22 protein-coding genes are annotated in these 25,112 nt (G+C 63.4%); 4 read left to right on the top strand and 18 right to left on the bottom strand.

From position 1 onward, the window contains the following. Positions 1-5: 5 nt before the first annotated feature. The 18 genes from GEV01_RS00610 to rpsB form a co-directional block, all read right to left on the bottom strand. Positions 6-2,453: a catalase gene (locus GEV01_RS00610; RefSeq protein WP_152800713.1), complete on the bottom strand. Its 2,448-nt coding sequence runs from the start codon at positions 2,451-2,453 to the stop codon at positions 6-8. A gap of 120 nt (positions 2,454-2,573) precedes the next feature. Continuing rightward, positions 2,574-3,779 (bottom strand): EAL domain-containing response regulator, encoded by a 1,206-nt coding sequence (locus GEV01_RS00605; protein WP_152800711.1) that lies wholly within the window; start codon positions 3,777-3,779, stop codon positions 2,574-2,576. 21 nt (positions 3,780-3,800) lie between these two features. After that, positions 3,801-4,586 (bottom strand): TrmH family RNA methyltransferase, encoded by a 786-nt coding sequence (locus tag GEV01_RS00600; protein WP_152800709.1) that lies wholly within the window; start codon positions 4,584-4,586, stop codon positions 3,801-3,803. Next, positions 4,583-5,224: a ribonuclease HII gene (rnhB, locus tag GEV01_RS00595; protein ID WP_328595400.1), complete on the bottom strand. Its 642-nt coding sequence runs from the start codon at positions 5,222-5,224 to the stop codon at positions 4,583-4,585. The genes GEV01_RS00600 and rnhB overlap by 4 nt, the downstream gene beginning before the upstream one ends. A 20-nt stretch (positions 5,225-5,244) precedes the next feature. Beyond that, positions 5,245-6,435, bottom strand: a complete 1,191-nt coding sequence (gene lpxB / locus GEV01_RS00590; protein ID WP_328595399.1) for a lipid-A-disaccharide synthase — start codon at positions 6,433-6,435, stop codon at positions 5,245-5,247. Then, positions 6,419-7,207, bottom strand: coding sequence for an acyl-ACP--UDP-N-acetylglucosamine O-acyltransferase (gene lpxA / locus GEV01_RS00585; protein ID WP_152800707.1), 789 nt, complete (start codon positions 7,205-7,207; stop codon positions 6,419-6,421). The genes lpxB and lpxA overlap by 17 nt, the downstream gene beginning before the upstream one ends. A 2-nt stretch (positions 7,208-7,209) precedes the next feature. Beyond that, entirely contained in the window at positions 7,210-7,722 is a 513-nt protein-coding gene (fabZ, locus tag GEV01_RS00580; RefSeq protein ID WP_152800705.1) for a 3-hydroxyacyl-ACP dehydratase FabZ, read from the bottom strand. Positions 7,723-7,724: 2 nt separating this feature from the next. Next, positions 7,725-8,780, bottom strand: a complete 1,056-nt coding sequence (gene lpxD, locus GEV01_RS00575) for a UDP-3-O-(3-hydroxymyristoyl)glucosamine N-acyltransferase (protein WP_152800703.1) — start codon at positions 8,778-8,780, stop codon at positions 7,725-7,727. A gap of 24 nt (positions 8,781-8,804) precedes the next feature. Further along, entirely contained in the window at positions 8,805-9,329 is a 525-nt protein-coding gene (locus GEV01_RS00570) for an OmpH family outer membrane protein (protein WP_152800701.1), read from the bottom strand. Between the two features lie 58 nt (positions 9,330-9,387). Continuing rightward, entirely contained in the window at positions 9,388-11,724 is a 2,337-nt protein-coding gene (gene bamA / locus GEV01_RS00565) for an outer membrane protein assembly factor BamA (RefSeq protein ID WP_152800699.1), read from the bottom strand. Between the two features lie 65 nt (positions 11,725-11,789). Then, positions 11,790-13,160, bottom strand: coding sequence for an RIP metalloprotease RseP (rseP, locus tag GEV01_RS00560; RefSeq protein WP_152800697.1), 1,371 nt, complete (start codon positions 13,158-13,160; stop codon positions 11,790-11,792). Continuing rightward, entirely contained in the window at positions 13,157-14,350 is a 1,194-nt protein-coding gene (ispC, locus tag GEV01_RS00555; protein ID WP_152800695.1) for a 1-deoxy-D-xylulose-5-phosphate reductoisomerase, read from the bottom strand. The genes rseP and ispC overlap by 4 nt, the downstream gene beginning before the upstream one ends. A gap of 11 nt (positions 14,351-14,361) precedes the next feature. Further along, positions 14,362-15,201 (bottom strand): phosphatidate cytidylyltransferase, encoded by an 840-nt coding sequence (locus GEV01_RS00550; protein WP_152800693.1) that lies wholly within the window; start codon positions 15,199-15,201, stop codon positions 14,362-14,364. Continuing rightward, positions 15,201-15,953 carry a polyprenyl diphosphate synthase gene (uppS, locus tag GEV01_RS00545; RefSeq protein ID WP_008449290.1) on the bottom strand — a complete coding sequence of 251 codons (753 nt, stop codon included), beginning with the start codon at positions 15,951-15,953 and terminating at the stop codon, positions 15,201-15,203. Before uppS ends, GEV01_RS00550 begins: the two co-directional genes overlap by 1 nt. Positions 15,954-16,110: 157 nt before the next feature. After that, positions 16,111-16,671 carry a ribosome recycling factor gene (gene frr, locus GEV01_RS00540; RefSeq protein WP_008449292.1) on the bottom strand — a complete coding sequence of 187 codons (561 nt, stop codon included), beginning with the start codon at positions 16,669-16,671 and terminating at the stop codon, positions 16,111-16,113. A 42-nt stretch (positions 16,672-16,713) separates the two neighbouring features. After that, positions 16,714-17,430: a UMP kinase gene (pyrH, locus tag GEV01_RS00535; RefSeq protein ID WP_008449294.1), complete on the bottom strand. Its 717-nt coding sequence runs from the start codon at positions 17,428-17,430 to the stop codon at positions 16,714-16,716. Between the two features lie 153 nt (positions 17,431-17,583). Beyond that, positions 17,584-18,495: a translation elongation factor Ts gene (gene tsf / locus GEV01_RS00530; protein WP_008449296.1), complete on the bottom strand. Its 912-nt coding sequence runs from the start codon at positions 18,493-18,495 to the stop codon at positions 17,584-17,586. A 118-nt stretch (positions 18,496-18,613) separates the two neighbouring features. Further along, on the bottom strand, positions 18,614-19,366 hold the full coding sequence (gene rpsB / locus GEV01_RS00525; RefSeq protein WP_008449298.1) for a 30S ribosomal protein S2: 753 nt from the start codon (positions 19,364-19,366) through the stop codon (positions 18,614-18,616). A 390-nt stretch (positions 19,367-19,756) separates the two neighbouring features. Between rpsB and GEV01_RS00520 the strand changes: the two genes are divergently transcribed. The 4 genes from GEV01_RS00520 (at position 19,757) to GEV01_RS00505 (ending at position 24,950) form a co-directional block, all read left to right on the top strand. Further along, positions 19,757-20,587 (top strand): MHFG family PEP-CTERM protein, encoded by an 831-nt coding sequence (locus GEV01_RS00520; RefSeq protein WP_152800691.1) that lies wholly within the window; start codon positions 19,757-19,759, stop codon positions 20,585-20,587. Between the two features lie 156 nt (positions 20,588-20,743). Further along, entirely contained in the window at positions 20,744-21,568 is an 825-nt protein-coding gene (map, locus tag GEV01_RS00515) for a type I methionyl aminopeptidase (protein ID WP_043482003.1), read from the top strand. 22 nt (positions 21,569-21,590) lie between these two features. After that, positions 21,591-24,158 (top strand): [protein-PII] uridylyltransferase, encoded by a 2,568-nt coding sequence (locus tag GEV01_RS00510; protein ID WP_152800689.1) that lies wholly within the window; start codon positions 21,591-21,593, stop codon positions 24,156-24,158. Positions 24,159-24,200: 42 nt separating this feature from the next. Continuing rightward, positions 24,201-24,950, top strand: a complete 750-nt coding sequence (locus GEV01_RS00505; RefSeq protein WP_008449305.1) for a pseudouridine synthase — start codon at positions 24,201-24,203, stop codon at positions 24,948-24,950. Positions 24,951-25,112: the final 162 nt, after the last annotated feature.

Here is a 25,112-nt window from a genome sequence, read left to right as displayed (position 1 = left end):
ACACGTCAGACGCGTGGGGGATCGGTTTCGCGAGCGTAAACGCGGCGATGGACCAACGCCCCCTCGAACCGCGCCAGCGGCCCGTCACTATCGCCGCGCTCCGCAATGATCAAGCCAGGATCGATCTCACCATCCGGCAGCGCCAGCGGCAAGCCAGCCGCGTACACCAACTTCGCGCCGTTACCCAACGCCAGCAGCGGCTTGTCGTGCCGGTATTGCAGCCGCAGGAACTCCACCGCCGCGACCTCCCGGTTGAGCAGCGTGCCGCCCGGCGTGGTGCTCTGCGGCTCGTCGTCCACCAGCGTGTAGGCGTCGGCGCGATCCGGCACGATGGCGCCATCCCACAACATCGACGGCCCCGTCTCGAAACTGATCTCCACGTCCAGGTCCGAGCCCGGCAAGGGGCCGACCCGCTCGCCCATCAGACGCGGCACCGCACCACCATCCAGCAACGCCGCGTACAACTGCCGCACCTGCCCGGCATCGACGCCCGGCGCCACCAGCAGCGCCACCCGCAACGTCTTGATGCCCGTCGTGCCGGGACGGCTGAACAACGACAGCGCCGACGACGGCGGGTAATTGTGGATCGGCAGATCGGTCGCCAGCGGCAGCGGTGGCGGCACCTCCATGCCCAGGCCATCGGCCACGCCCTGGGCCAGCTTCTGCGCGACGTTGACCAAACCGGCCAGCACGCGACGGCGGATGGCCGGCGTCTGCACCCGCGTCAGCTCGAAGCGGAAGGCGGCGATGATGTGGTTCTGCTCCACCGCCGTCTGGCTGTTCCAGAACAAGCGCGCCTGCGAGTAGTGGTCGGCGAACAGCTCCGGCTTGCCACGCACCTTGGCCGCCGTCAGCGGCTCGGGGAAGCTGGTGAATCCCGCCGCCCCGGCCTGGAACGGACAGCCGCCCGCCAGCGAATTGGGCTCGTAGCTGACCCGCCCCCGGTTAAGCGACTGCCGGTGCATGCCGTCGCGCTGGTTGTTGTGGATCTGCGCCAGCGGCGTGTTGATCGGGATCTCGTGGAAGTTGGCCCCGCCCAGGCGCGAGATCTGCGTATCGATGTACGAATGAATGCGCCCTTGCAGCAGCGGGTCGTCGCTGAAGTCGATGCCCGGCACCACGTGGGCGGCGCAGAAGGCCACCTGCTCGGTCTCGGCGAAGAAGTTGTCGGGATTGCGGTCCAACACCAGCTTGCCCAGCGGCCGCACCGGCACCATTTCCTCCGGCACAAGCTTGGTCGGATCGAGCACGTCGAAGGGGAACTGCGCCGCCTGTTCGGCGCTGAAGGTCTGCACGCCCAGCTCCCACTCGGGGAACTGGCCAGCCTCGATGGCCTCCCACAAATCGCGCCGGTGGTAGTCGGGATCGGCGCCGGTCAGGCGGGCCGCCTCGTCCCACACCAGCGAATGCGTGCCGGCCATCGGCGTCCAGTGGAATTTGCAGAACAGCGAAGCGCCCTGCGCGTTCACCAGCCGGAAGGTGTGCACGCCAAAGCCCTGCATCATGCGGTAGCTGCGCGGGATCGCGCGGTCCGAGGTGTGCCACATCAGCATGTGCGTGATCTCGGGGCTGAGCGAGGCGAAGTCCCAGAAGGTATCGTGCGCGCTGGCCGCCTGCGGCATGCCGTTGTGCGGCTCCGGCTTGACCGCGTGGATCAGGTCCGGGAACTTCATCGCGTCCTGGATGAAGAACACGGGGATGTTATTGCCGACCAAATCCCAGTTGCCCTGGTCCGTGTAGAACTTGACCGCGAAGCCGCGCACATCGCGCACCGTGTCGGCCGAGCCGCGCTCACCGGCCACCGTCGAGAAGCGCACGAACACCGGCGTGCGTTTGCCTGCCTCGCCCAGCAGCGACGCACGCGTGATGGCGCTGTGGTCGGCGTAGCTTTCGAAATAGCCATGCGCCGCCGAACCGCGCGCGTGCACCACGCGTTCCGGAATGCGCTCATGATCGAAGTGGGTGATTTTTTCGCGCAGGATGAAGTCTTCCATCGCCGTCGGGCCGCGCAGGCCTATCTTCAGGCTGTCCTGGTTGTCGGCCACCTTCACGCCCTGGTTGGTGGTCAGTTCGCGGCCGCTGTCGTCCACCCGCACCCGATCCAGCGGACCATCGAGCGGATTGTCGCCGAGGTCCGGATGGCCGTCGCCGACCTTGGGCGAGGCCACCGTTTCGGTGCTGGTGCCGGCGGTGGCGAGCTGGCTGGCGGGAGTGCGCGTCTCGCCCACGTGCGGCGTGAAGGCGGCTTCGCCGTATTCCAGCGGCTTGGTCTCGTTGAAGGGCATCTCGACGGCGAGCTGCTCGTCGGTGGTGACTTTTTCCAGCAGCTGATTGGCGATCGGGTTCGGAGGCCCCAACCGCTCCGGATGCGGTGGTTCGGCCGGGCCGGCCACCGTGCTCAAAATGGAACCGGCGCCGTCCACCGCGCCGCCGTTGTCTTTGGGATTAGCCATGTCGCACCTCGTGAATGGATCGCCTGCCCGGACGGGAGGCGGAGATTCAGTGTGCTTTTCTAACGGCCTTAGGTATTTGACGGCGCGCAAACCGAACGCAGCGGGCCGCGCCCGCTGCGCTTAGAAGAAATGTTGCCAATCAGCCAGCCAGGCAGGGAACTCTTCGACCGGCATCGGCTTGGCGATGTAATAGCCCTGCGCATAGGTGCAGCCCAACCCTTGCAGGAAATCCCAATCCTGCTTGGTCTCGACGCCGACCGCCACCGAGCGCCGGTCCAGGCTACGCGCCAGGCCGAGGCAGGAGCGCAGCACCGTGCCGATGGCCTGCTTCTTGGAAGCGCCGTCGACAAAGCTGCGGTCGATCTTCAATTCGGAGAACGGGATGCGCGCCAGCAGCTGCAGGTTGCTGCGCCCCGTGCCGTAGTCGTCGATGGCCAAGCCGAAGCCCTTCATGCGCAAGCGCAGCAGCCGCTCCAGGAAATGCGGATCGGTGGTCAGCACCGCCGACTCGGTCATCTCGAAGGTGATGTAGTCGGGCATGATGCGATGCCGCTCCAGGCAGGCTGAGATCTGCTCCATGAACTGCGGATGCGCCAGCGTGCCCTGGTCGACATTGATGGAAAACGAAATCGGTATGCCCTGGTCGTGCAGCGTGCGGCAGGCAGCCACCGACTTCTCGATCATGCTCCAGTCGAGGAAATCGATGCGGCGGTTATCCTCCAGCACCTGCATGAACGACGCCGGCCCCAGCACGCCATACAGCGGATGGCGCCAGCGGGCGAACATCTCCAGTCCCTTGACCTGCCCCGTCTCCAGCTCGATCTTGGGTTGGAAGAAGGGATCGAACTCGCGCATCTGCAAGCCCTGCCCCACCTCGGCGAACGAGATCGGCGGCACCTGCGCGCGCGATGAAGCGGTATGCGCCTGTTCCGGCTCCAGGTAGTTGGCGATCAGCGCTTCCAGCCGGCTGCCGATCACCGGCTTGCCGATCGCGCCCAGCATATTGATGCCGTAGGCGGCCGCCATGGTCTCCACCGAAAACAACACCGCGTTGGACTGCGCCCCCACCACCAGCACGCCGACGCGCGATTTGGCGTCGGCCAGGCGGCGTATCAGCTCCAGCGCATCCATGCCCGGGAGGGCCAGGTCGATGATGGCGATATCGACTTTAGGCGTGATGCCGGCGCTGAAATGGCGCAGTGCAGTATGGCCGTCGGGCGCCTGCGTGATGCGGCCCACGCCCAGGTGCACCAGGATATCGGCCAGCGCATGCCGTTGTACCTGATCCCCTTCGGCTACCAGAAAGTGCAACTGCGCGATATCCATGTACGGCTCCAAAAGCTGCGGTTATGTCTGATTCTGCCTTACTTGCTCGAAAAAGCATACTGCCGCGCAGGCGGCGACGTTGAGCGACTCCACCTGGCCCAGGTGCGGGATCACCACCTGATGGGTCGCCATCGACAGCAGATCGTCCGCCACGCCCTGCCCTTCGTGGCCGAACAGCCACGCCACCGGCTGGCGCAGGTCGACATCGTACAGGCGCTGGGTGGCGTAGCCGCTGGTGGCGAGCGACGTCACCTTGGATGCGGCCACCAGCGCCGCCAGGTCGACGTTCTCGAAAATCTCCAGCACGAAGTGCGCGCCCATGGCCGCGCGCAGCACCTTGGGCGACCAGCAGAACGCCGAACCGGCGCTGCAATACACCTGGGTGATGCCGGCCGCCGCCGCGCTGCGCAGGATGGAGCCGACGTTGCCGGGATCCTGCACGTTATCGAGCAGCACCGCCGACACGGCCAGCGGCTCGGTCACGGCGCGTTCCGGCGTCTCGATCAAAAACATCACGCCGACGCCATGTTCGACCTGGCTGACGGCGTTGTACAGCGCATCCGGCAATCCCAGCACGTGTGCGTGCTTCGCCTCCAGCTGGCCGACGATGTCCATCACTTCCGGGTTGTGCAGCGCCGATTCGCTGACCACGCACTGCTCCGGCAGGCCGCGCAATTGCAGGAAGGCCTGGCACAGGTGCACGCCGTCGAGCAGCGTGCGGCCGGACTTGCGGCGCGCCTGCGAACTGCCGGCCAGCTTGACCAGCTCTTTGTACTGCGCGTTGTCGCGCGAGGTGATGGTCTTCATGCTGCTCCCCCGGCTCGCGCCGCGAATTCTTCCAGTACCTTGCGCACCGGAGCAAACGAACGGCGGTGCACTGGCGACGCGCCGTGCTCACGCAAGCGCTCCAGGTGCAGCGCGGTGCCGTAGCCCTTGTGCTGGTCGAAGCAGTACTGCGGATACTGCGCGTGCAGCGTCACCAGCGCGGCGTCGCGCGCGGTCTTGGCCAGGATCGACGCGGCAGAAATCGCATCGACCTTGTCGTCGCCGCCGACCACTGCGATGCTCTGGATCTTCATCACCGGGCAGCGGTTGCCGTCGATCAGGGCCAGCGTCGGCACGGTGCTCAGCGCCTCCACGGCGCGCCGCATCGCCAGCATCGACGCTTGCAGAATATTGAGCTTGTCGATTTCCTCTTCCGACGCTTCGGCGATGGCCCACGCCAGCGCGTTGGCCTTGATCAGCGGCGCCAGCAGGTCGCGTTTGGCTTCGGTCAGCTTCTTGGAATCGCGCAGGCCTTCGATGGGCCGCGAGACGTCCAGGATCACGGCAGCCGCGTACACCGGGCCGGCCAGCGGACCACGGCCCGCCTCGTCGACGCCGCATATGATTTCATCGGGCGAGTCGGGCAGGAAGTCGAACAGGCCGGGGGTTTGATTATTCACTTTGATTCTCGTTGATACGGTTAAGCTTTGATGACCTTGAGCACGGCGGCCGCGCTCTCCACCGCGCTATTGCGCAGCAGGCTGTGATGCATGTCGGTGAAGCGCTGCGCCAGCCGCAGGCGGTGCGGCGCGTCGCTCAGCTGCTTCCACATCGCATCCGCCAGCGCCTGCGGGTTGGCCGCGTTTTGCAGCAGCTCCGGCACCACGAACTCGCGCGACAGGATGTTCGGCAAACCGATCCACGGCTGGTAGCCGAAGTGGCGCAGGATCTGCCATTCCAGCTCCATCATGCGATAGGCGATCACCATCGGCTTCTTGAACAGCGCCACCTCCAGCGACGCCGTGCCCGAGGCCACCAGCACCGCGTCCGCCGCAGCGATGGCCGTGTGCGACTGGCCGTCCAGCAGCTGTATCTCAACGTCCTGCAGGCCGGCCTGCGCCACCAGTTCGAGGAAGTACTGGCGCTGCCGCTCGCCCGCCATCGGCGCCACGAAACGCAGCGAGCGGTCGCGCTGCAGCAGCAGCCGCGCCGCGCCGACGAAGGCCGCCGTGTTGTATTTGAGCTCGGACATGCGGCTGCCCGGCATGATGGCCACCACATTGGCGTCCTCCGCCAGGCCCAGCGTGCGGCGCGCGCCCGCCTCGTCCGGCACCATCGGGATCAGCTCCGCCAGCGGATGGCCGACATAGCTGACCGGCACGCCGGCCTGGCGGTAGATTTCCTCTTCAAACGGAAACACCACCAGCATGTGCGACACAGCGCGGATGATTTTCTTGATGCGTCCACCGCGCCAGGCCCAGATCTGCGGCCCGATGTAGTGGATGGTCGGGATGCCGGCCGCCTTGAGCTGCTCTTCCAGCCCGAGGTTAAAGCCCGGATAGTCGGCGCCGATGAAGGCTGCCGGCCGCTCGGCCAGCAGCTGGTCGCGCAGCTGGTTCTGGATGCCCTTGATTTCGCGGTAGCGCGGGATCACGGCCAGCAGGCCGCGCACGGTCAGCTTGTCCATGGGCCAGTGCGATTCGAAGCCCTGGGCCATCATGTGTTCGCCGCCGATGCCGTGGAAGCGCGCTTCCGGCAGATGCGGGCGCAATCCCGACAGCAGCCGTGCCGCCAGCAGGTCGCCGGACGGTTCGCCCGCCACCAGCGCCAAAGATAGCGGCGACGGCGCAGCCGGCGCGGAGGCCGGCGTCAGGTCAGCGGACGATGCCACGGCTGGCGATGCTGAGGAACTCGCGCATCGAACGAATCTGCTCGGCCGCTGCCGGCGTCGCTTCTTCTTCCGCTTGCAGCGCAACCTTGGCCTCTTCCAGCGTCAGGCCAGAGCGATAGATCAATTTGTAGGCGGTGCGGATGCCGTTGATCTGCTCGCGCGTGAAGCCGCGGCGTTTCAGACCTTCGATGTTGACGCCGTGGGCCTGGGCCGGATTACCGTTCAACAGCACGAACGGCGGCACGTCCTGCGTCAGCGAAGTGCTCATGCCGACAAACGCGTGCGCGCCGATCTTGCAGAACTGGTGCACATTGGCGAAGCCGCTCATGATGACCCAGTCGCCGATTTCGACGTGGCCGGCGATCTGCGCGTTGTTCGAGAAGATCGTGTTGCTGCCGACCTGGCAGTCGTGCGCCAGGTGGACGTAGGCCGAAATCCAGTTGTCGTTACCCAGCGAGGTCACGCCCTTGTCCTGCACCGTGCCGGTGTTGAAGGTGCAGAACTCGCGGATGGTGTTGCGGTCGCCGATGGTCAGGCGGGTCGGCTCGCCGTTCCACTTCTTGTCCTGCGGCGCGGCGCCGATCGACGAGAACTGGAAGAACTTGTTGTCGCTGCCGATGGTCGTATTGCCCTCGATGACCACATGCGGACCGACGACCGTGCGCGGGCCGATCACGACGTTCGGACCAATCACCGAATACGGGCCCACCTCGACGGATTCGTCGAGCTGCGCCTTCGGATCGATGATGGCGGTGGCGTGGATCTTGGACATGATTACTTCCCTGCCGGCTGGCTGGCGTCCGTGGCGCTGCGGATGGTGCACATCAGTTCCGCTTCGACCGCGGTCTGGCCGTCGACCGTGCCGACCGCCTTGTACTTCCAGATGCCGCGCGCGACGCGCAGGATCTCGACGTTCATCACCAGCTGGTCGCCCGGCTCCACCGGACGCTTGAAGCGCGCGTTGTCGATGCCGACGAAGTACACCACCGAGTTCTCGTCCGGCTTGATGTCCATGGTCAGGAAGGACAGGATGGCGGCGGTTTGCGCCATCGCTTCGATCATCAGCACGCCCGGCATCACCGGCTTGTGCGGGAAGTGGCCGTTGAAGAATTCCTCATTGACGGTGACGTTCTTGATCGCGGTGATGGTCTTGCCCGACTCCCAGTCCAGCACGCGGTCCACCAGCAGCAGCGGATAACGGTGCGGCAGGTACTGTTTGATGGCGTGGATATCCAGGCACTTCTTGGTGCAGGTGGATTCGGAGGTAACAGGGGTGGTAGTCGTCATGATTATTTCTCGTCTTGATTCGTCAATGTTTTAATTGTTTTTTCCAGCGCGCGGATTTTATCGCGCATCGTCGACAGATTGCGAACGATGGCGGCCGATTTTTCCCACTCGCTGTTCTTGGCCAGCGGATAAAAGCCCGTGTACTGTCCCGGCTCCAAAATGGAGCGCGACACCATGCTGCCCGAGCCCACGTGCACCTTGTCGGCGATGGTCAGATGCCCCAGCACCATGGCGGCGCCGCCGAAGGTACAGTACTTGCCGATCTTCGCGCTGCCGGCCACGCCGACGCAGCCGGCCATCGCCGTGTGCGCGCCGATATGGCAGTTGTGGCCGATCTGGATCTGGTTGTCCAGCTTTACGCCGTCTTCCAGAATCGTGTCGGCCAGCGCGCCGCGGTCGATGGTGGTGTTGGCGCCGATGTCCACATCGTCGCCGATCACTACCCGCCCGGTCTGCGGAATCTTGATGTAGACCCCGCCCTCGTTGGCGAAACCGAAACCGTCGGTGCCGATCACGGCGCCCGAATGGATGATGCCCCGCTTGCCGATCACGCAGCGCGCCTGGAAGGTCACGTTGGCGAACAACTGCGTGTCCTCGCCGATGAAGGCGTCGCGGCCGATGTAGCAGCCGGCGCCGATCACCGCGCGCTCGCCGATCACGGCGCCGCTTTCGATCACCGCGCGCGCGCCCACGTGGGCGCTGGCGGCGATGCTGGCGTCATCGGCCACCACCGCGCTGGCGTGTACGCCGGGCGCCGGCACGATGGCCGTCAGGGATTCGAAATACTGCGCCGCGCGGGCGAAATACACGTACGGGTTGTTGGTGACGATGCGCGCGCCTTCGTATCCGGCGGCGATGAAAGCGTCATCGGCGGCCGACACGATCAGTGCCGCCGCCTGGCTTTGCAGCGCCTGCGCGCGCAGTTTGCTATTGCTGAGAAAGCTGATGTGCGAAACGCCGGCGTCCGTCAGTGGCGCGATCCCGGTGACAACCAGGTTCGCGTCCCCCACCAACTGCCCGCCGAGGCGTTCGACCAATTCCCCTAGTCGAGTGCCCATCGGGTGATCCAATCTTGATGTGTTTTACTTGTCTTTATCCAGCGCGGCCAGCACTTTGTCGGTGATGTCGATGCGCGGGCTGGCCCAGACCGCATCCTGCAGCACGATGTCGAAGCCTTCCACCGATGCCATCTGCTTGATGATCTTGGTGGCTTTTTCCGAGATCGCCTGGCGCTCTTCGCTGGTGCGCTGGCTCAGGTCTTCACGGAACTCGCGCTGGCGGCGCTGGTATTCCTTATCGAGCTCGAACACGTCGCGCTGGCGCTTGACGCGGTCGGCTTCGGCCAGCGTCGGCATGTCCTTCTCCAGCTTTTCCGACGCCGACTTCAGGCGCGCGGCCATATCCTGCATGGCTTTCTCGCGGCTCTTGAACTCTTCCTGCAGCTTCTCGCCGGCCAGCTTGGCCAGCTTGGACTCGTTGTAGATGCGCTCAGCGCTCAGCCAGGCGATGCGCGAGGCCGAGGTCTGGGCCTGCACCGGCGCCAATGCACACCAGCCCAGTGCAAGCACGGCGAGAGATTTGGTCAGGGTAGCGGACGCAGTCTTCAACTTGTTTCTCCGAAGTAAAAATTAGTACTCAATGCCATCGCAATGTCTATCCGACGCCTTAGAAGCCGGTACCCATCTGGAACTGGAAGCGTTCCAGACGATCGCCCGGCTTGGCGTTCAAAGGCTTAGCATAACTCAACTTGAGCGGACCGACCGGCGAAATCCAGCTGATACCCAGGCCCGACGAGTAGCGCAGCTCGGAATAGCGCATCTTCTGGCCTTCCTGGTAGACCTGTCCGGTATCGAGGAAACCGAACCAGCGCAGGCTGCGGTCCTGACCCGAACCCGGGAACGGCAGCTGCAGCTCGGCATTGCCGATCACGCGCGAAGCGCCGCCCAGGGCGTCGCCGTACACATTGTCGACCGCGCCCAGCGAGGAGCTCAGGTAGCCGCGCACCGAACCGATGCCGCCGCCGTAGAAGTTCTTGAACACAGGGTAGCTGCTGTTGCCCAGGCCATGGCCGTAGTCGATCTCGCCCTTCAGTGCCAGGGTGATCTTCGGCGTCAGCGGCTTGAACCAGTTGTGCTCATACACGGCGCGGTAGTATTTCTGGCGGCCGACCACGTCCAGCTCGAAGTTGAAGCGCTGGTAGCGGCCCACGGTCGGCGTCAGCGCCGAATCGCGGCTGTCGCGCGCCCAGGCGGCGGTCAGCGGCACGGCGTTGGTGGAGGCGGTACCGATGCCGTCCTTGTTGCCGGTGATGCTGGTCACGTAATCCTTGAAGCGCACCGGCGAGGTGGCGTCGGTGGTGATCTTCGAGCGTTCCAGGCCGATACCGAAGAACACGGTGTCGACTTCCGAGAACGGCACGCCGTAGCTGATGCGGCCGCCCTGCTGGCGGATGGTGTAGCTGCCGATGTTGAGCGCCGGCGGCTGCTGCGTGCGCAGGTAGACTTCGTACGAACGCGAGATGCCGTCGTCGGTGTAGTAAGGGTCGGTCTGCGAGAACGAAATCGTGCGGCTGTACTTCGAGGTATTGAGCTCGATGCCGACGGTGGTGCCCGAACCGGCGAAGTTGGCCTGCTGGATCGCCGCCTGGAAGGTGAACTTCTCCGACTGCGAGAACGCGCCGCCGATCTGGAAGTTACCGGTCGGGCGTTCGACCACGGTCAGGTTGACGTCCACCTGGTCGGACGTGCCCTGCGCTTCAGGCGTGTCGATGGTCACGTCCTTGAAGTAGCCCAGGCGGTCGACGCGGTCGCGCGAATACTTGATCTTGTTGGCGTCGTACCACGACGATTCGAACTGGCGGAACTCGCGGCGGATCACTTCGTCGCGGGTGGTGGTGTTGCCGGCGATGTTCATGTGGCGCACGTAGGCGCGCTTGCCCGGATCGATGAAGAAGGTGAACGCGACTTCGCGCTTCTTCTGGTCGATTTCAGGGCTGGCGTTGACGTTGGCGAAGGCGTAGCCGAAGGTGCCCAGGCGATCCGAGATCAGCTTGTTGGTGGCGGTCAGGCGTTCGCCCGAATAGGTCTCGCCCTGGCGCAGCAGCACCAGCGAGCGCAGTTCCTCTTCGCGGCCGAAGGTCTCGCCTTCGAACTTGATGCCGGAGACCTTGTACTTCTCACCCTCGGTGATGTTGATCGTGATGTAGATGTCCTTCTTGTCCGGCGTGATCGACACCTGGGTCGAATCGATCTGCATCTCGATATAGCCGCGGTTCAGATAGTAAGACTTGAGCGACTCGATATCGCCGGTCAGCTTGGTCTTGGAGTACTGGTCGGCCTTGGTGTACCAGCTGAACCAGCCGCCGGTGTTCAGGGCCAGCTGGTCTTTCAGCTCCTTGTCCGAGAATACCTTGTTGCCGACGATGTTGATCTGCTTGATCTTGGCGATGTCGCCCTCGTCCACCGCGAAGGTGATGTTGACGCGGTTACGCTCGATCGGGGTGACGGTGGTGACGATCTTCACGCCGTACAGGCCGTGCGACAGGTACTGGCGCTTGAGCTCTTGCTCGGCGCGGTCGACCGACGCCTTGTCGAAAATCTTGGTCTCGCCGACGCCGATGTCTTTCAGCGCCTTGACCAGCGTGTCTTTTTCAAATTCCTTGGTGCCGGTGAACTCCACCTTGGAGATGGCCGGACGTTCCTCGACCAGCACCACCAGCACGCCGCCGTCGGCTTCCAGCTTGACGTCCTTGAAGAAACCGGTGGCATACAGCGCCTTGATGGCGGTGATGGACTTGTCGTCGTTGAAGGTCTCGCCGACGCGTACCGGCAGGTAGCTGAAGACCGTACCGGCTTCCGTACGCTGGATCCCTTCGACGCGGATATCTTTGATGACGAAGGGCTCGATGGCCATGGCGCTGCCGGCGCACAGCGCCAGGACAGCGGCGCCGATCAGGCTGCGGCGAAAGGAAGATGAAGTAATACGGTCAGAATATAATTTCATTGGGGTTATTCAATGGCTAAATCAACGAACTACTCATAAACATGGTCAATGCAAAAGCGGGCCTGCTACAGCAGCCGCGCGACGTCGTTAAACACCGCCAGCAGCATTAATGTCAGTAGCAAACCCATGCCCAGGCGCTGCGCAATCTCACCAAAACGCTCCGGCACAGAACGCCCAGTTAAAACTTCCAGCGAATAATACAGCAAATGCCCCCCATCTAGAACGGGAATTGGTAGCAAATTCATTACCCCCAAACTGATGCTGATGAAGGCGATGAAGCTCAAATAGCTGGCCGCGCCCATTCGTGCGGTCTGCCCGGCATAATCGGCGATGGTGATCGGGCCGGTGACGTTCTTCAGCGAGACTTCGCCGGTGATCATCTTGCCGATCATTTTCACCGTCATGGTGCAGGTATCCCATACCCGCGCCACTGCCTTGCCGACGGCCGCAATCGGGGACGATGGCACGCTGATCATATCCGGCAGCTGCGCGACGTAAGCGCTGATCTTACCGACTGTTACAGTTCCCTTACCGGTCTTTGCCTGTTCGGCCTGCGGCACCATGGGCAGCACCAACTCCTGGCCGGCGCGGCGCACGGCCACCTGCACGGTCTTGCCGGCGGCGGCGCGGATGATGTCGATGAAGGCGATACCGTCGGCGACCGGCGTGCCATCCACCGACAGCAGCAGGTCGCCCTTGAGCAGGCCGGCGCGCGCGGCCGGGCCGCCTGCGACCACTTCTTGCACCACCGGCGCCGGACGGGCCACGCCCACACCCAGCTTGCCGGGCACGTCGCCTTCCAGGTCCAGCGTCGCCAGCACGGCGGCCGGCAGCACGAAGGTGAAGCGGCCCTGCCCCGTGCGCTCGACGGCGATGCGGGCTTCGGTTTTGTCGATGGCCGATTGAATCAGGTTCCAGCGCAGCTCGGACCATACGGCCACCGGCTGCTCGTTGACGGCGGTGACCACGTCGCCGCTGCGCAGGCCCGCGCTCCATGCTGCGGTGGGCACAGCAGCTTCGTTGGCGCGCACGCTGATCTTGCTGGTCGGTTCTTCGACGCCGTGCATGTACAGGCCGGCGAACAGCACGATCGCGATCAGGAAGTTGGCCGCAGGGCCGGCGGCCACGATGGCGATGCGCTTCCATACGTTCTGGCGCGTGAATTCGCGCTTGAGGTCTTCGGGCGGCAGGTCGCCGAGATCGGCCTCGCGGGCATCGAGCATCTTGACGTAGCCGCCCAGCGGCAGCGCCGACACGGCCCATTCGGTCTGGTCCGGCCCGAAGCGGCGCGACCACACCACCTTGCCCATGCCGACCGAGAAGCGCAGCACCTTCACGCCGCACCAGCGCGCCACCAGGTAATGACCCAGCTCATGGAAGATGATCAGGGAGCCCAGGCAGACGATGAAGGCCAGTGCGGTTTGCAGGAAGTTCATTTTGCCAGTCCGGCGATATAGGTTTCAGCGGCGACGCGCGCAGCGGCGTCCTGCGCCATCACCGCCTCGATGCTGTGGGCCGCGCCGTGCGGCAGCACCGCCATCACATGGGCGATCACGCGGTCGATCTGGCGGAAGCCGATCTTCAGGTCGAGGAAGGCTTGCACCGCGATCTCGTTGGCCGCGTTCAGCAGCGCCGGCGCGGTGCCGCCGGCCTTGAGCGCGTCGAAGGCCAGCGCCAGACAAGGGAAGCGATTGAAGTCGGGACGTTCGAATTGCAGCGTGGCGATCTGCGTCAGGTCCAGCTGGGCCACGCCCGATTCGATGCGCTCCGGGTAGGCCAGCGCGTGCGCGATCGGCGTGCGCATGTCGGGATTGCCCAACTGCGCCAGCACCGAACCGTCGACATACGACACCATCGAATGGATCACCGACTGCGGATGGATCACCACCTCGATCTGCTCGGCCGGTGCGCCGAACAGCCAGTGGGCCTCGATCACTTCCAGGCCCTTGTTCATCATGGTCGCGGAATCGACCGAGATCTTGCGGCCCATCGACCAGTTGGGATGCTTGCAGGCCTGCTCCGGCGTGACCGCGTCCAGCGTGGCGACGTCGCGCGTCAGGAACGGGCCGCCGGAAGCGGTCAGCAGGATCTTGGCGATGCCGGCCCTGGCGTCGCGCACCGCCGGCACGCGGCCGCCGAACTGCGGCATGCCCTGGAAGATCGCATTGTGTTCGCTGTCGATAGGCAGCAGCACTGCGCCCGCTTCGTGCGCGGCGTCGATGAACAGCTGGCCGGACATGACCAGCGCTTCCTTGTTGGCCAGCAGGACTTTCTTGCCGGCGCGGGCCGCGGCCAAGGTAGGCGCCAGGCCGGCGGCGCCGACGATGGCCGCCATCACGCTGTCGACTTCGGGCGCGCTGGCGACGCTGCACAGCGCCGCTTCGCCATATTCCACTTCGGTGTTGACGCCGGCGGCGCGCAGCAGCGCCGTCAGGCGGCCGGCGCCTTCTGCCGTGCCGACCACCGCGCGCGCGGGACGGCAGGCGATGCACTGGGCGGCCAGTTCGTCGATGCGGTTGTGGGCGGACAGCGCGTAGACCGAGTAGCGCTCCGGATGACGGGCGAGCACGTCCAGCGTGGACACGCCGATCGAGCCGGTGGCGCCAAGGATGGTGATGCGTTGCATAGTGATTTCTTTCAGAACCAGGAGCCGATCAGCGCTGCCAGCGGCAGGACCGGGATCAAGGCGTCAATACGGTCAAGCACGCCGCCGTGGCCAGGCAGCAGGTTGCTGCTGTCCTTGATGCCGGCGCGGCGCTTGAGTTGGGATTCGAACAGGTCGCCGATGACCGAGGCGGCCACGATCACCAGCAGCACCATCAGCGCCAGCGTCCAGCCGAAGCGCGCTTGCAGCTGGTAGGCGAAGGTGTCCTGCAACCACGGCGAGCCGGCGGCCAGCACGATGGAAACTGCGGAGATGGCCAGCACGGCGATACCGCCGCCGATGGCGCCTTCCCACGATTTGCCCGGCGAGATCGACGGCGCCAGCTTGCGCTTGCCGAAAGCCTTGCCGGAGAAGTAGGCGCCGATGTCGGCGATCCACACCAGCACCATCACCGACAGCAGGTACAGCGGCGAATGCTGGCACAGGCCGACGATGGCGAAGAAGCAGGCGAACACGGCAAAGCTGAAGGTGATGGCCAGCGACCAGTTGGCCGCGCCGCCCAGCGGCGGCAGGCCCAGGCCCAGCGACGGCGCATAGCGGATCAGCCACAGCAGGCAGGCCGCGCCGTACAGCGCGTTGACCGCGCCCGGCTTGGCCGCGTGCGTCAGCAGCACGGCAAACAGTACGCCGCCGGCGATGCCGACCAGGCGGGCGCGCATCTCGGCCAGGCCGAACAGGCGCGCGCCCTCCCACATCGCGGCGCCGACAAACAGCGTGACGACGACGGCAAACGCAGGGAAGTAGTTGAAGAACAGGACCGGCAGCAACACCGCCAGCAAGATCACAGCGGTAATAATCCTAGTTTTCAGCATCAGCTTGTCTTCTCGGCGAGTTGCGCGCCGGTGCGGCCGAAGCGGCGTTCGCGGTGCTGGTAGGAGGCGATGGCCTCGTCGAGGCTCTCGATGGAAAAATCGGGCCAGTAGGTATCGGTGAAGAACAGCTCGGTATAGGCGAGCTGCCACAGCAGGAAATTGGAGATGCGCTGCTCGCCGCCGGTGCGGATGAACAGGTCGGGCTCGGGCGCGTAGGCCATGGCCAGGTGCGGCGCCAGTTGCTCTTCGGTGAAATCGCCTGCGCCCGGGTGGGCGGCGACCATCTTGCCGACGGCCTGCATGATGTCCCAGCGGCCGCCGTAGTTGGCGCAGACGGTGACGGTCATGCGGGTGTTGTTGGCGGTCTTGCGCTCGGCGCTGGCGATCATGCTTTGCAGCTTATCGTCGAAGCGGCTGAGGTCTCCGACCACCTTGAGGCGGATGTTATTGGCGTGCAGTTTGGAGACTTCGCGGTCCAGCGCCGTGACGAACAGGCGCATCAGCAGCGACACTTCCTCTTCGGGGCGGCGCCAGTTTTCGGAGCTGAAGGCGAACAGGGTCAGGTACTCGACGCCGCGGCGGGCGCAGGCCTCGACCACGGTACGCACGGCTTCCACGCCCTTGACGTGGCCCGCCACGCGCGGCAGGAAGCGCTTGGTGGCCCAGCGACCGTTGCCGTCCATGATGATGGCGACGTGGCGCGGCACGGCCGGCGCGTCTGGAACCTCAGTAGTCGAACTCGTATATTTCATGAAGACTTTGGTGCCAAAGTATAAAGTATTGCAGGTGTGACGCAAAAAGACAAGACGCCCGAAACGTCATTCCCGCGAAGGCGGGAATCCATGGAACCTTAGCTCAGCATGGATTCCCGCTTTCGCGGGAATGACGGCGTCGGAGGTCGACGGCAACTTAAACCGTCAGAACTTCTTTTTCCTTTTCAGCGACCATCTTGTCGATGTCGACGATGAACTTGTCGGTCAGCTTCTGCACTTCATCGGTGCCGCGACGCTCGTCGTCTTCCGAGATGGCTTTGTCCTTGACCAGCTTTTTCATGCCTTCATTGGCATCGCGACGGATGTTGCGGACGGCGATTTTCGCGTCTTCCGCTTCGCTCTTGACCAGCTTGACCATTTCCTTGCGGCGTTCTTCGGTCAGCGGCGGGGTCGGCACGCGGATCATGTCGCCCTGCGACGATGGGTTCAGGCCCAGGTCCGCATCGCGGATGGCTTTCTCGATGGTAGCGGCCATCTTCTTCTCGAACGGCTGCACACCGATGGTGCGGGCATCGATCAGGGTCACGTTGGCGACCTGGGTCAGCGCGGTCGGCGAACCGTAGTACTCGACCTGCACGTGGTCCAGGATGCCGGTGTGGGCGCGGCCGGTGCGGACCTTGGCCAGATCGGCGCGCAAGGTTTCCAGCGATTTGATCATGCGCTCTTGCGCACTCTTTTTAACGTCAGCTACGGACATTGCTGCTCTCCTGTGATCGGAATGTAATATAAACGTGAAGCGTTAAACGTGGACCAGTGTACCTTCATCCTCGCCCATGATGACACGCATCAGCGCGCCCGGCTTGGTGATGGAGAACACTTTGATCGGCAGTTTCTGGTCGCGGCACAGCGCGAAGGCGGTGGCGTCCATCACTTGCAGGTGCTTGGCGATGGCTTCGTCGAAGGTGATCGAGCTGTACAGCGTGGCGTTGGCATCCTTCTTCGGATCGGCGGTGTAGACGCCGTCGACCTTGGTGGCCTTGAGCACGATCTCCGCGCTCATCTCCGAACCGCGCAGCGCCGCTGCCGTGTCGGTGGTGAAGAACGGGTTGCCGGTGCCGGCCGCGAACACCACGACCTTGCCTTCTTCCAGGTACTGCAGGGCTTTCGGGCGCACGTACGGCTCGACGACCTGTTCGATGCCGATCGCCGACATCACGCGGGCGGTGATGCCGACGTGGCGCATCGCGTCGGCCAGCGCCAGTGCGTTCATGACGGTGGCCAGCATGCCCATGTAGTCGGCGGTGGCGCGGTCCATGCCCTGGGCGCCTGGGGCGACACCACGGAAGATGTTGCCGCCGCCGATGACGATCGCCAGTTCCACGCCCAGTTTCGCGACCTCGGCCACATCGGCGACCATCCGTTCGATCGTGCCGCGGTTGATGCCGTAAGGATCATCGCCCATCAGGGCTTCGCCGGACAATTTGAGGAGGACGCGCTTGTAGGCTGGTTTTGACATGAGACGAGGCTCCTAAGTTGGTTTATTCGGGTAAGGCTGCCGGCGCCTATGATACCTTGGTCGACGCCGGGAACGACTAGTTGACTTACAGTGCTGCAGGTGAAACTTTGGTCAGGCTAAAAAAACGGGCCTCTCGGCCCGTTTTCTTTGGTATTACGCTCCTTTGGAAGCAGCCATCTGAGCGGCTACTTCTGCGGCGAAGTCGTCAACCTTCTTCTCGATGCCCTCGCCTACCACGTACATGGTGAAGGCTTTAACGGTGGTCGATTTTTCTTTCAGCATCTGCTCGATCGATTGCTTGTCGTTTTTCACGAAAGCCTGGTTCAGCAGCGACACTTCTTTCAGGAACTTCTGTACCGAACCTTCCAGACGCTTGGCCAGGATTTCTGGCGATTGCGCTGGCTTGCCTTCGGCAGCAGCTTTGGCTGCATCTTCTTCAGCTTTCAGTTTTGCAACCGAACGCTCTTTTTCGATCAGTTCCGCTGGAACCTGCTCGGACGACAGCGACACTGGCTTCATTGCAGCGATGTGCATGGCCACGTCTTTACCAACTTGCTCGTCGGCGCCGTCGAAGTCGACGATCACGCCGATGCGCGCGCCGTGCAGGTAGGAAGCCAGCTTGCCGGTGGTTTCGAAACGCTGGAAGCGGCGGATCGACATGTTTTCGCCGATTTTACCGATCAGTGCTGCGCGCACTTCGTCCAGGGTCTTGCCGTCCAGCGGCAGTGCCAGCAGAGCGGCGACGTCGGCTGGGTTGTGCTCGACTACCAGGCGGGCGGCGTTGTTTGCCAGGGCCAGGAAGTCGTCGTTTTTCGCGACGAAGTCGGTTTCGGAGTTAACTTCAACCAGCGCGCCGACGTTGCCGGCGATGAAGGTTGCCACTACGCCTTCAGCGGTGATGCGTGCCGATGCTTTCGATGCCTTGCCGCCCAGTTTGACGCGCAGGATCTCTTCCGCACGACCCATGTCGCCTTCGGCTTCGGTCAGTGCTTTTTTGCATTCCATCATAGGCGCGTCAGTCTTCGCGCGCAGTTCGCCTACCATTGCTGCAGTAATAGCTGCCATGTGATTCTCCTGTATTCGGTGTTCGGGTGGGGGTGGTGAGCGCTGCTCTAACCACTTACGTTAAAAAAAAGGGGGAGCTGTTGGCCACCCCTTTTTCCTTACAGCTTGTTACGAACGATTAAGCCTGTTCGTTAACTTCGACGAATTCGTCGCCAGCTGCGGCTTTAACCATTTCAACTACTTCGTTACCGGCAGCAGCACGGCCTTCCAGGATCGCATCTGCAACGCCGCGGGCGTACAGAGTGATGGCTTTCGACGAGTCGTCGTTACCTGGAATTACGAACTGAACGCCTTCTGGCGAGTGGTTGGTATCGACCACGCCGATAACTGGGATGCCCAGTTTTGCGGCTTCGGTGATGGCGCCTTTATGGTAGCCAACGTCAACGACGAAGATTGCGTCAGGAACGCCGCCCATGTCTTTGATGCCGCCGATCGATTTTTGCAGCTTGATCATTTCGCGTTGGAACATCAGCGCTTCTTTTTTCGACAGCTTCTCTACCGAACCGTCTTCGATCGAAGCTTCCATGTCTTTCAGGCGCTTGATCGAGGTCTTGATCGTTTTGAAGTTGGTCAGCATGCCGCCCAACCAACGCTGGTCGACGAAAGGAACGCCTGCGCGTGCTGCTTCAGCAGCAATGATTTCGCGAGCTTGACGCTTGGTGCCGACCATCAGGATGGTGCCACGGTTCGAAGCGACCTGTTTCACGTGCTTCATCGCTTCTTGATACATACCCATCGTCTTTTCCAAGTTGATGATATGGATCTTGTTGCGGTGACCGAAGATGAACGGTGCCATCTTTGGGTTCCAGAAACGGGTTTGGTGGCCGAAGTGGACACCGGCTTCCAGCATTTCGCGCATAGTTACGGACATATTAAACTCCAGGGTTGGGTCTGGAATCCGATCAGTCACCATAGAGGCACCCTTGTCGACCGGATTCGCGTTTATTAATAGAAATTAACAACTAATTTTTGAAACTAAGTTTGCAACATTGCTCAAACCGAATTCAAGCAACCCGAGATTCTACCCTGAAAACAGCCACTTAGGCAAGCACTGCACGCCTTCCACCCGCCACCGCCCCAAATTGGTGCGCCGTTCTCAATTTCACCATGCTTGTTACAAATCAAGTAAAAGTGTAAATCTTTAAGCATTGCTGCCGAAGATGTAATATCATTGCCAAAATTAAAATTACATACCGTTAATAAGTATTGATTTGCAAGACACGAATTGCAAGGCACAAACCTCTGATAAAGGCGCTACACCATGTCCATCCTCTTCGCCGTGACGCTAGCCGCAGCCTCCACTGTCCAGCCAAGCTGCTCCTGGGACCACCCGGGTGTCAATCCGTACACCGGCAAGACGGCAGCGGCCATCGATCGCTACACCGACATTCCAGCCGCCGTGCGCAGCACGCTCAAGCGCCGCATGGAAGAAGGCCAGTCGGACGATAAAGTCCTCATCACCCGCGATGGCATCAGCGGCAAGAACCAGTACGACCCGGCCATCCGCGACATGCACTTCGGCGCCGCCTCCGTGTGCGCCACCGTCACCCGCAGCAAGTGGGCCGAGCAGCGCCAGGAACCGGGCGCCGTCTATTGCGTCGACCAGCACTGCATCCTGGTGCCCAAGATTTGCGGCAACGTCAGCCGCATCAACCGCGTGCCGGCCGCCGTCGCCAAGGCGCCGGTCACGCCGCCTCCTCCGGTCGCCAAACTGGGCGACAAGCTGGGCGACAAAGACCTGGGCCTGGCCGACGCCGAGAAGTTCGATCCCGAGGAACTGACCGAGAAAGAACGGGCCGAGCGCGATCGCCTGCAACGCCAGGCCGCACTGGACGCCGCCAAGCTGAAACCCGGCGTGGAAGAGTACGAATTGCCCGAGCAATTCGAATTCGAGGCCGACGTTGACGTCCGCGTGGCCGGCGGCGACGGCCACCGCCCGCTGACGCCGCCGTTTATCGGCGGTGACGAAGACGACGGCATCTCCACCAACCCGACCGCCGTGCCGGAAGCCGACACCTGGGCCATGCTGCTGGCCGGCCTGGGCATCCTGGGCGTCGCCGCGCGCCGCCGCAACCAGCGCAAGCAGGGCTGAATCCCGCCAGCCCGTGCGCCACGCCGGGCATTATCCTTGCATTCCCGAGCGGGGCCGTCCCGCGTCGTTTATAATTTCGACATATTTGCACGCCGCGAGCCGATTCCATCCGCTCGCCGCCTGCGTTTTTACCGTTTACTTTGCTGATTGCGATCCATTATGTCTATCTCCATTAAATCCGCCGAAGATATCGCCGGCATGCGCGTGGCCGGCCGCCTGGGCTCCGAAGTGCTGGACTACATCACGCCCTTCGTCAAGCCCGGCGTGACCACGGGCGAACTGGATCGCCTCTGCCACGAATACATGGTCAACGTGCAGGGCACCATCCCGGCGCCGCTGAACTACTGCCCGCCGGGCTACACGCCCTACCCTAAAGCCATCTGCACCTCGGTCAACGACGTCATCTGCCACGGCATCCCGGGCGACAAGGTGCTCAAGAACGGCGACGTGGTCAACCTCGACATCACCGTCATCAAGGATGGCTACCACGGCGACAACAGCCGCATGTTCTTCATCGGCGAGCCGTCGATCCTGGCCAAGCGCCTGTCCGACATCACCTACGAGTGCATGTGGCTGGGTATCGCCAAGGTCAAGCCGGGCGCGCACCTGGGCGACATTGGCCATGTGATCCAGCAGCACGCGGAAAAAGCCGGCTACAGCGTGGTGCGCGAGTTCTGCGGCCACGGCATCGGCAAGATCTTCCACGAAGAGCCGCAAGTGCTGCACTACGGCCGCCCAGGCACGCTGGACGAGCTGCAGCCGGGCATGATCTTCACCATCGAGCCGATGATCAACGCCGGCAAACGCGAAATCCGCGAAATGGGCGACGGCTGGACCATCAAAACCAAGGATCGCAGCCTGTCGGCGCAGTGGGAACACACCATCCTCGTCACCGAGACCGGCTACGAAGTGCTGACCTTGTCGGCCGGCAGCCCGCCGCCGCCGGCGTTCATCACCAACGCCGCTGCCGTAGCCGCGTAAGCACAGGATGTCGACGGCGGCGATGAAGAAGGAACTGCGCGAGCAACTCAAGCGCCAGCTGAAGGCCGACCGCCAGGTCGTCATCGCCGGCTTCCAGGCCGACGGCATGCCCGAGAAGCTGCTGCGCAGCCTGCGCCAGAGCGTCGACGCGGTGCTGACCACGGCCTGGCACGAAGCCCGGCTGCCGGCCAACACTGCGCTGGTCGGCGTCGGCGGCTACGGCCGCGGCGAGCTGTTCCCCTATTCCGACGTCGACCTGTTGATCCTGCTTGAAAAAGCCCCCGATGCCGACACCACCGGCAAGCTGGAGGAACTGGTCCAGCTGCTGTGGGACCTGGGCCTGGAAATCGGCCACAGCATCCGCACCGTGGACGAGTGCCTGAGCGAATCGGCGGCCGACATCACGGTACAGACCAGCCTGCTGGAAGCGCGCGTCATCTGCGGCGACGAAGCCTTGTTCGAGCAACTGCAACAGCGCTACCAGGCGGCGATGGACCCGCGCGCCTTCTACCACGCCAAGGTGCTGGAAATGCGCCAGCGCCACGCCAAGTACGAAGACACCGCCTTCAGCCTGGAACCGAACTGCAAGGAAAGCCCGGGCGGCCTGCGCGACCTGCAAGTGATCCTGTGGATGGTCAAGGCCGCCGGCCTGGCCAACTCCTGGCGCACGCTGGCCACCAGCGGCCTGATCACGCAGACCGAAGCCAAGCAGCTGATGGAAAAGGAACGCGCCTTCAAGGACATCCGCGTGCGCCTGCACCTGCACGCCAAGCGTCGCGAAGACCGGCTGGTGTTCGACGTCCAGACCGCCATCGCCGAATCGCTGGGCCTGACCGCCACCGGCAGCGGCGTCCACATGCGCCGCGCCAGCGAATACCTGATGCAGCGCTACTACTGGGCCGCAAAGACCGTCACGCAACTGAACACCATCCTGCTGCAAAACATCGAGGAACGGCTGTTCCCGAAATCCGGCGAGGCGGTGCGCATCAACGAGCGCTTCAACGACGTCAACGGCCTGATCGACATCAGCGAGGACGACACCTTCGCCACCACACCGTCGGCGATGCTGGAGATCTTCGTGCTGATGACGGAGCGCCCTTCGCTGCAGGGCATGACCTCGCGCACCATGCGCGCGCTGTGGCACGAGCGCTTCCAGATCGACGCCGCCTTCCGCGCCGATCCGGTCAACCGCGCACTGTTCCTGCGCATCATGCAGGCGCCGGTGGGCATCATCCACGCACTGCGCCGCATGAACGACATGTCCGTGCTCGGCCGCTACCTGCCCAACTTCCGCAAGATCGTCGGCCAGATGCAGCACGACCTGTTCCACGTCTACACGGTGGACCAGCACATCCTGATGGTGGTGCGTAACATGCGCCGCTTCACGATGGCCGAGCACGCGCACGAATACCCGTTCTGCAGCCAGCTGATGGCCAACTTCCCGCAACCGTGGCTGCTGTACCTGGGCGCGCTGTTCCACGACATCGCCAAGGGCCGCGGCGGCGACCACTCCAAGCTGGGCACGGTCGACGCCGAGCAGTTCTGCGTCGAGCATGGCATGAGCACCGAGGACACCGAACTGGTGGTGTTCCTGGTCGAGAACCACCTGACCATGTCGCAAGTCGCGCAGAAGCAGGACTTGTCGGACCCGGACGTGATCGCCGCCTTCGCCAAGGTGGTCAAGGACGAGCGCCACCTGACCGCGCTCTACCTGCTGACCGTGGCCGACATCCGCGGCACCAGCCCGAAAGTGTGGAACGCCTGGAAGGCCAAGCTGCTCGAAGACCTGTACCGCATCACCTTGCGCGTGCTGGGCGGCGAGCCGCACAGCGCCGACCACGAACTGAAGAACCGCCAGCAGGAAGCGCTGGCCACGCTGCGCCTGTACGGCCTGCCGCCGGACGCGCACGAAGCGTTCTGGAAGCAGCTCGACGTCGCCTACTTCCTGCGCCACGACGCCTCCGACATCGCCTGGCAGACGCGCGCGCTGTACGATCGCTTCACCAGCGACAAGCCGGTGGTCAAGTGCCGCCTGGCGCCGATCGGCGAAGGCTTGCAGATCGCCGTCTACATCCAGGACCAGCCTGACCTGTTCGCGCGCATCTGCAGCTATTTCGACCGCAAGAACTTCAGCATCCTGGACGCCAAGATCCACACCACCCGCCACGGCTACGCGCTCGACACCTTCCTCGTCACCGAGCAGAGTTTCGCCAAGAGCTACCGCGACATCATCAGCCTGATCGAGCACGAGCTGTGCGCGCTGCTGACCAATCCGGAGCCGCTGCCGGCGCCGGGCAAGGGCCGGCTGTCGCGGCTGTCGCGCACCTTTCCTATCCAGCCGACGGTGGACCTGCGGCCGGACGAGCGCGGCCAGTACTACCTGCTGTCGGTGGCCGCCAACGACCGCACCGGCCTGCTGTACTCGATCGCCAACGTGCTGACCAAGTACAAGATCAACCTGCACACCGCCAAGGTGATGACGCTGGGCGAGCGCGTCGAAGACGTGTTCCTGATCGACGGCGCCACACTCAGCAACGCCCGCAGCCAGATCCAGCTTGAAACCGACCTGCTGGACGCGATCAAGGTATAAACTCAGATTTAAGCAGCACCTCACCTTTATAGAAAACGCATCATGTCCGAAGAATTATTACGCCTGTCCAAACGCATGTCCGAACTGGGCCTGTGCTCGCGCCGCGAAGCCGACGAGTGGATAGCGCGCGGCTGGGTACGGGTGGACGGCCAGGTCGTCTCCGAACTCGGCACCAAGATCTACCCGAGCCAGCGCGTCACCGTCGAGCGCCAGGCCGCCGCCGAGCAGTCCAAGCGCGTGACCGTACTGATCAACAAACCGATGGGCTACGTCAGCGGCCAGGCCGAGGACGGCTATCAGCCGGCCGTGGTGCTGGTCAAGCCGGAAAACCGCTGGCCGGACGATCCGTCGCCCGAAATCTTCCACCCAACCCAGCTGCGTTCGCTGGTGCCGGCCGGACGCCTGGACATCGACTCGGTCGGCCTGCTGGTGCTGACCCAGGACGGCCGCGTGGCCAAGCACCTGATCGGCGAAACCACCGACGTCGACAAGGAATACCTGGTGCGCGTCGAGTACACCAAGCCCGGCAAGCTGCCGGACAGCGACCTGAAAAAGCTCAACCACGGCCTGTGGATGGACGGCAAGCCGCTGCTGCCGGCCAAGGTGCGCTGGCAGAACGACGACCAGCTCAGCTTCACTCTGCGCGAAGGCAAGAAACGCCAGATCCGCCGCATGTGCGACATGGTCGGCTTGAAAGTTGTTGGTTTGAAACGTGTACGCATCGGCAAGGTCAAGCTCGGCGACCTGCCGGTAGGCCAGTGGCGCTACCTGCGGCCGGAAGAGCAGTTCTGACACAATCTCTAAATTTTCTTGCTCTTTTGCAAGCCAAGATCGTGAATAGCCTGTAAACTGTGTAAACCGACCTCGCATCGTAGAGTCATTACCAAAGAGATATGCCGTCGTGAACGATCCTATACCGAATGAATTCCGCCGCGGTCCTCCCAGCCTAAAAGA

Source organism: Rugamonas rivuli (assembly GCF_009380165.1).
GTDB classification, from domain to species: Bacteria; Pseudomonadota; Gammaproteobacteria; order Burkholderiales; family Burkholderiaceae_D; genus Rugamonas; species Rugamonas rivuli.
The sequence above is the reverse complement of the archived record's forward strand: the minus strand, read 5'-3'. Positions and strand labels throughout refer to the sequence as shown.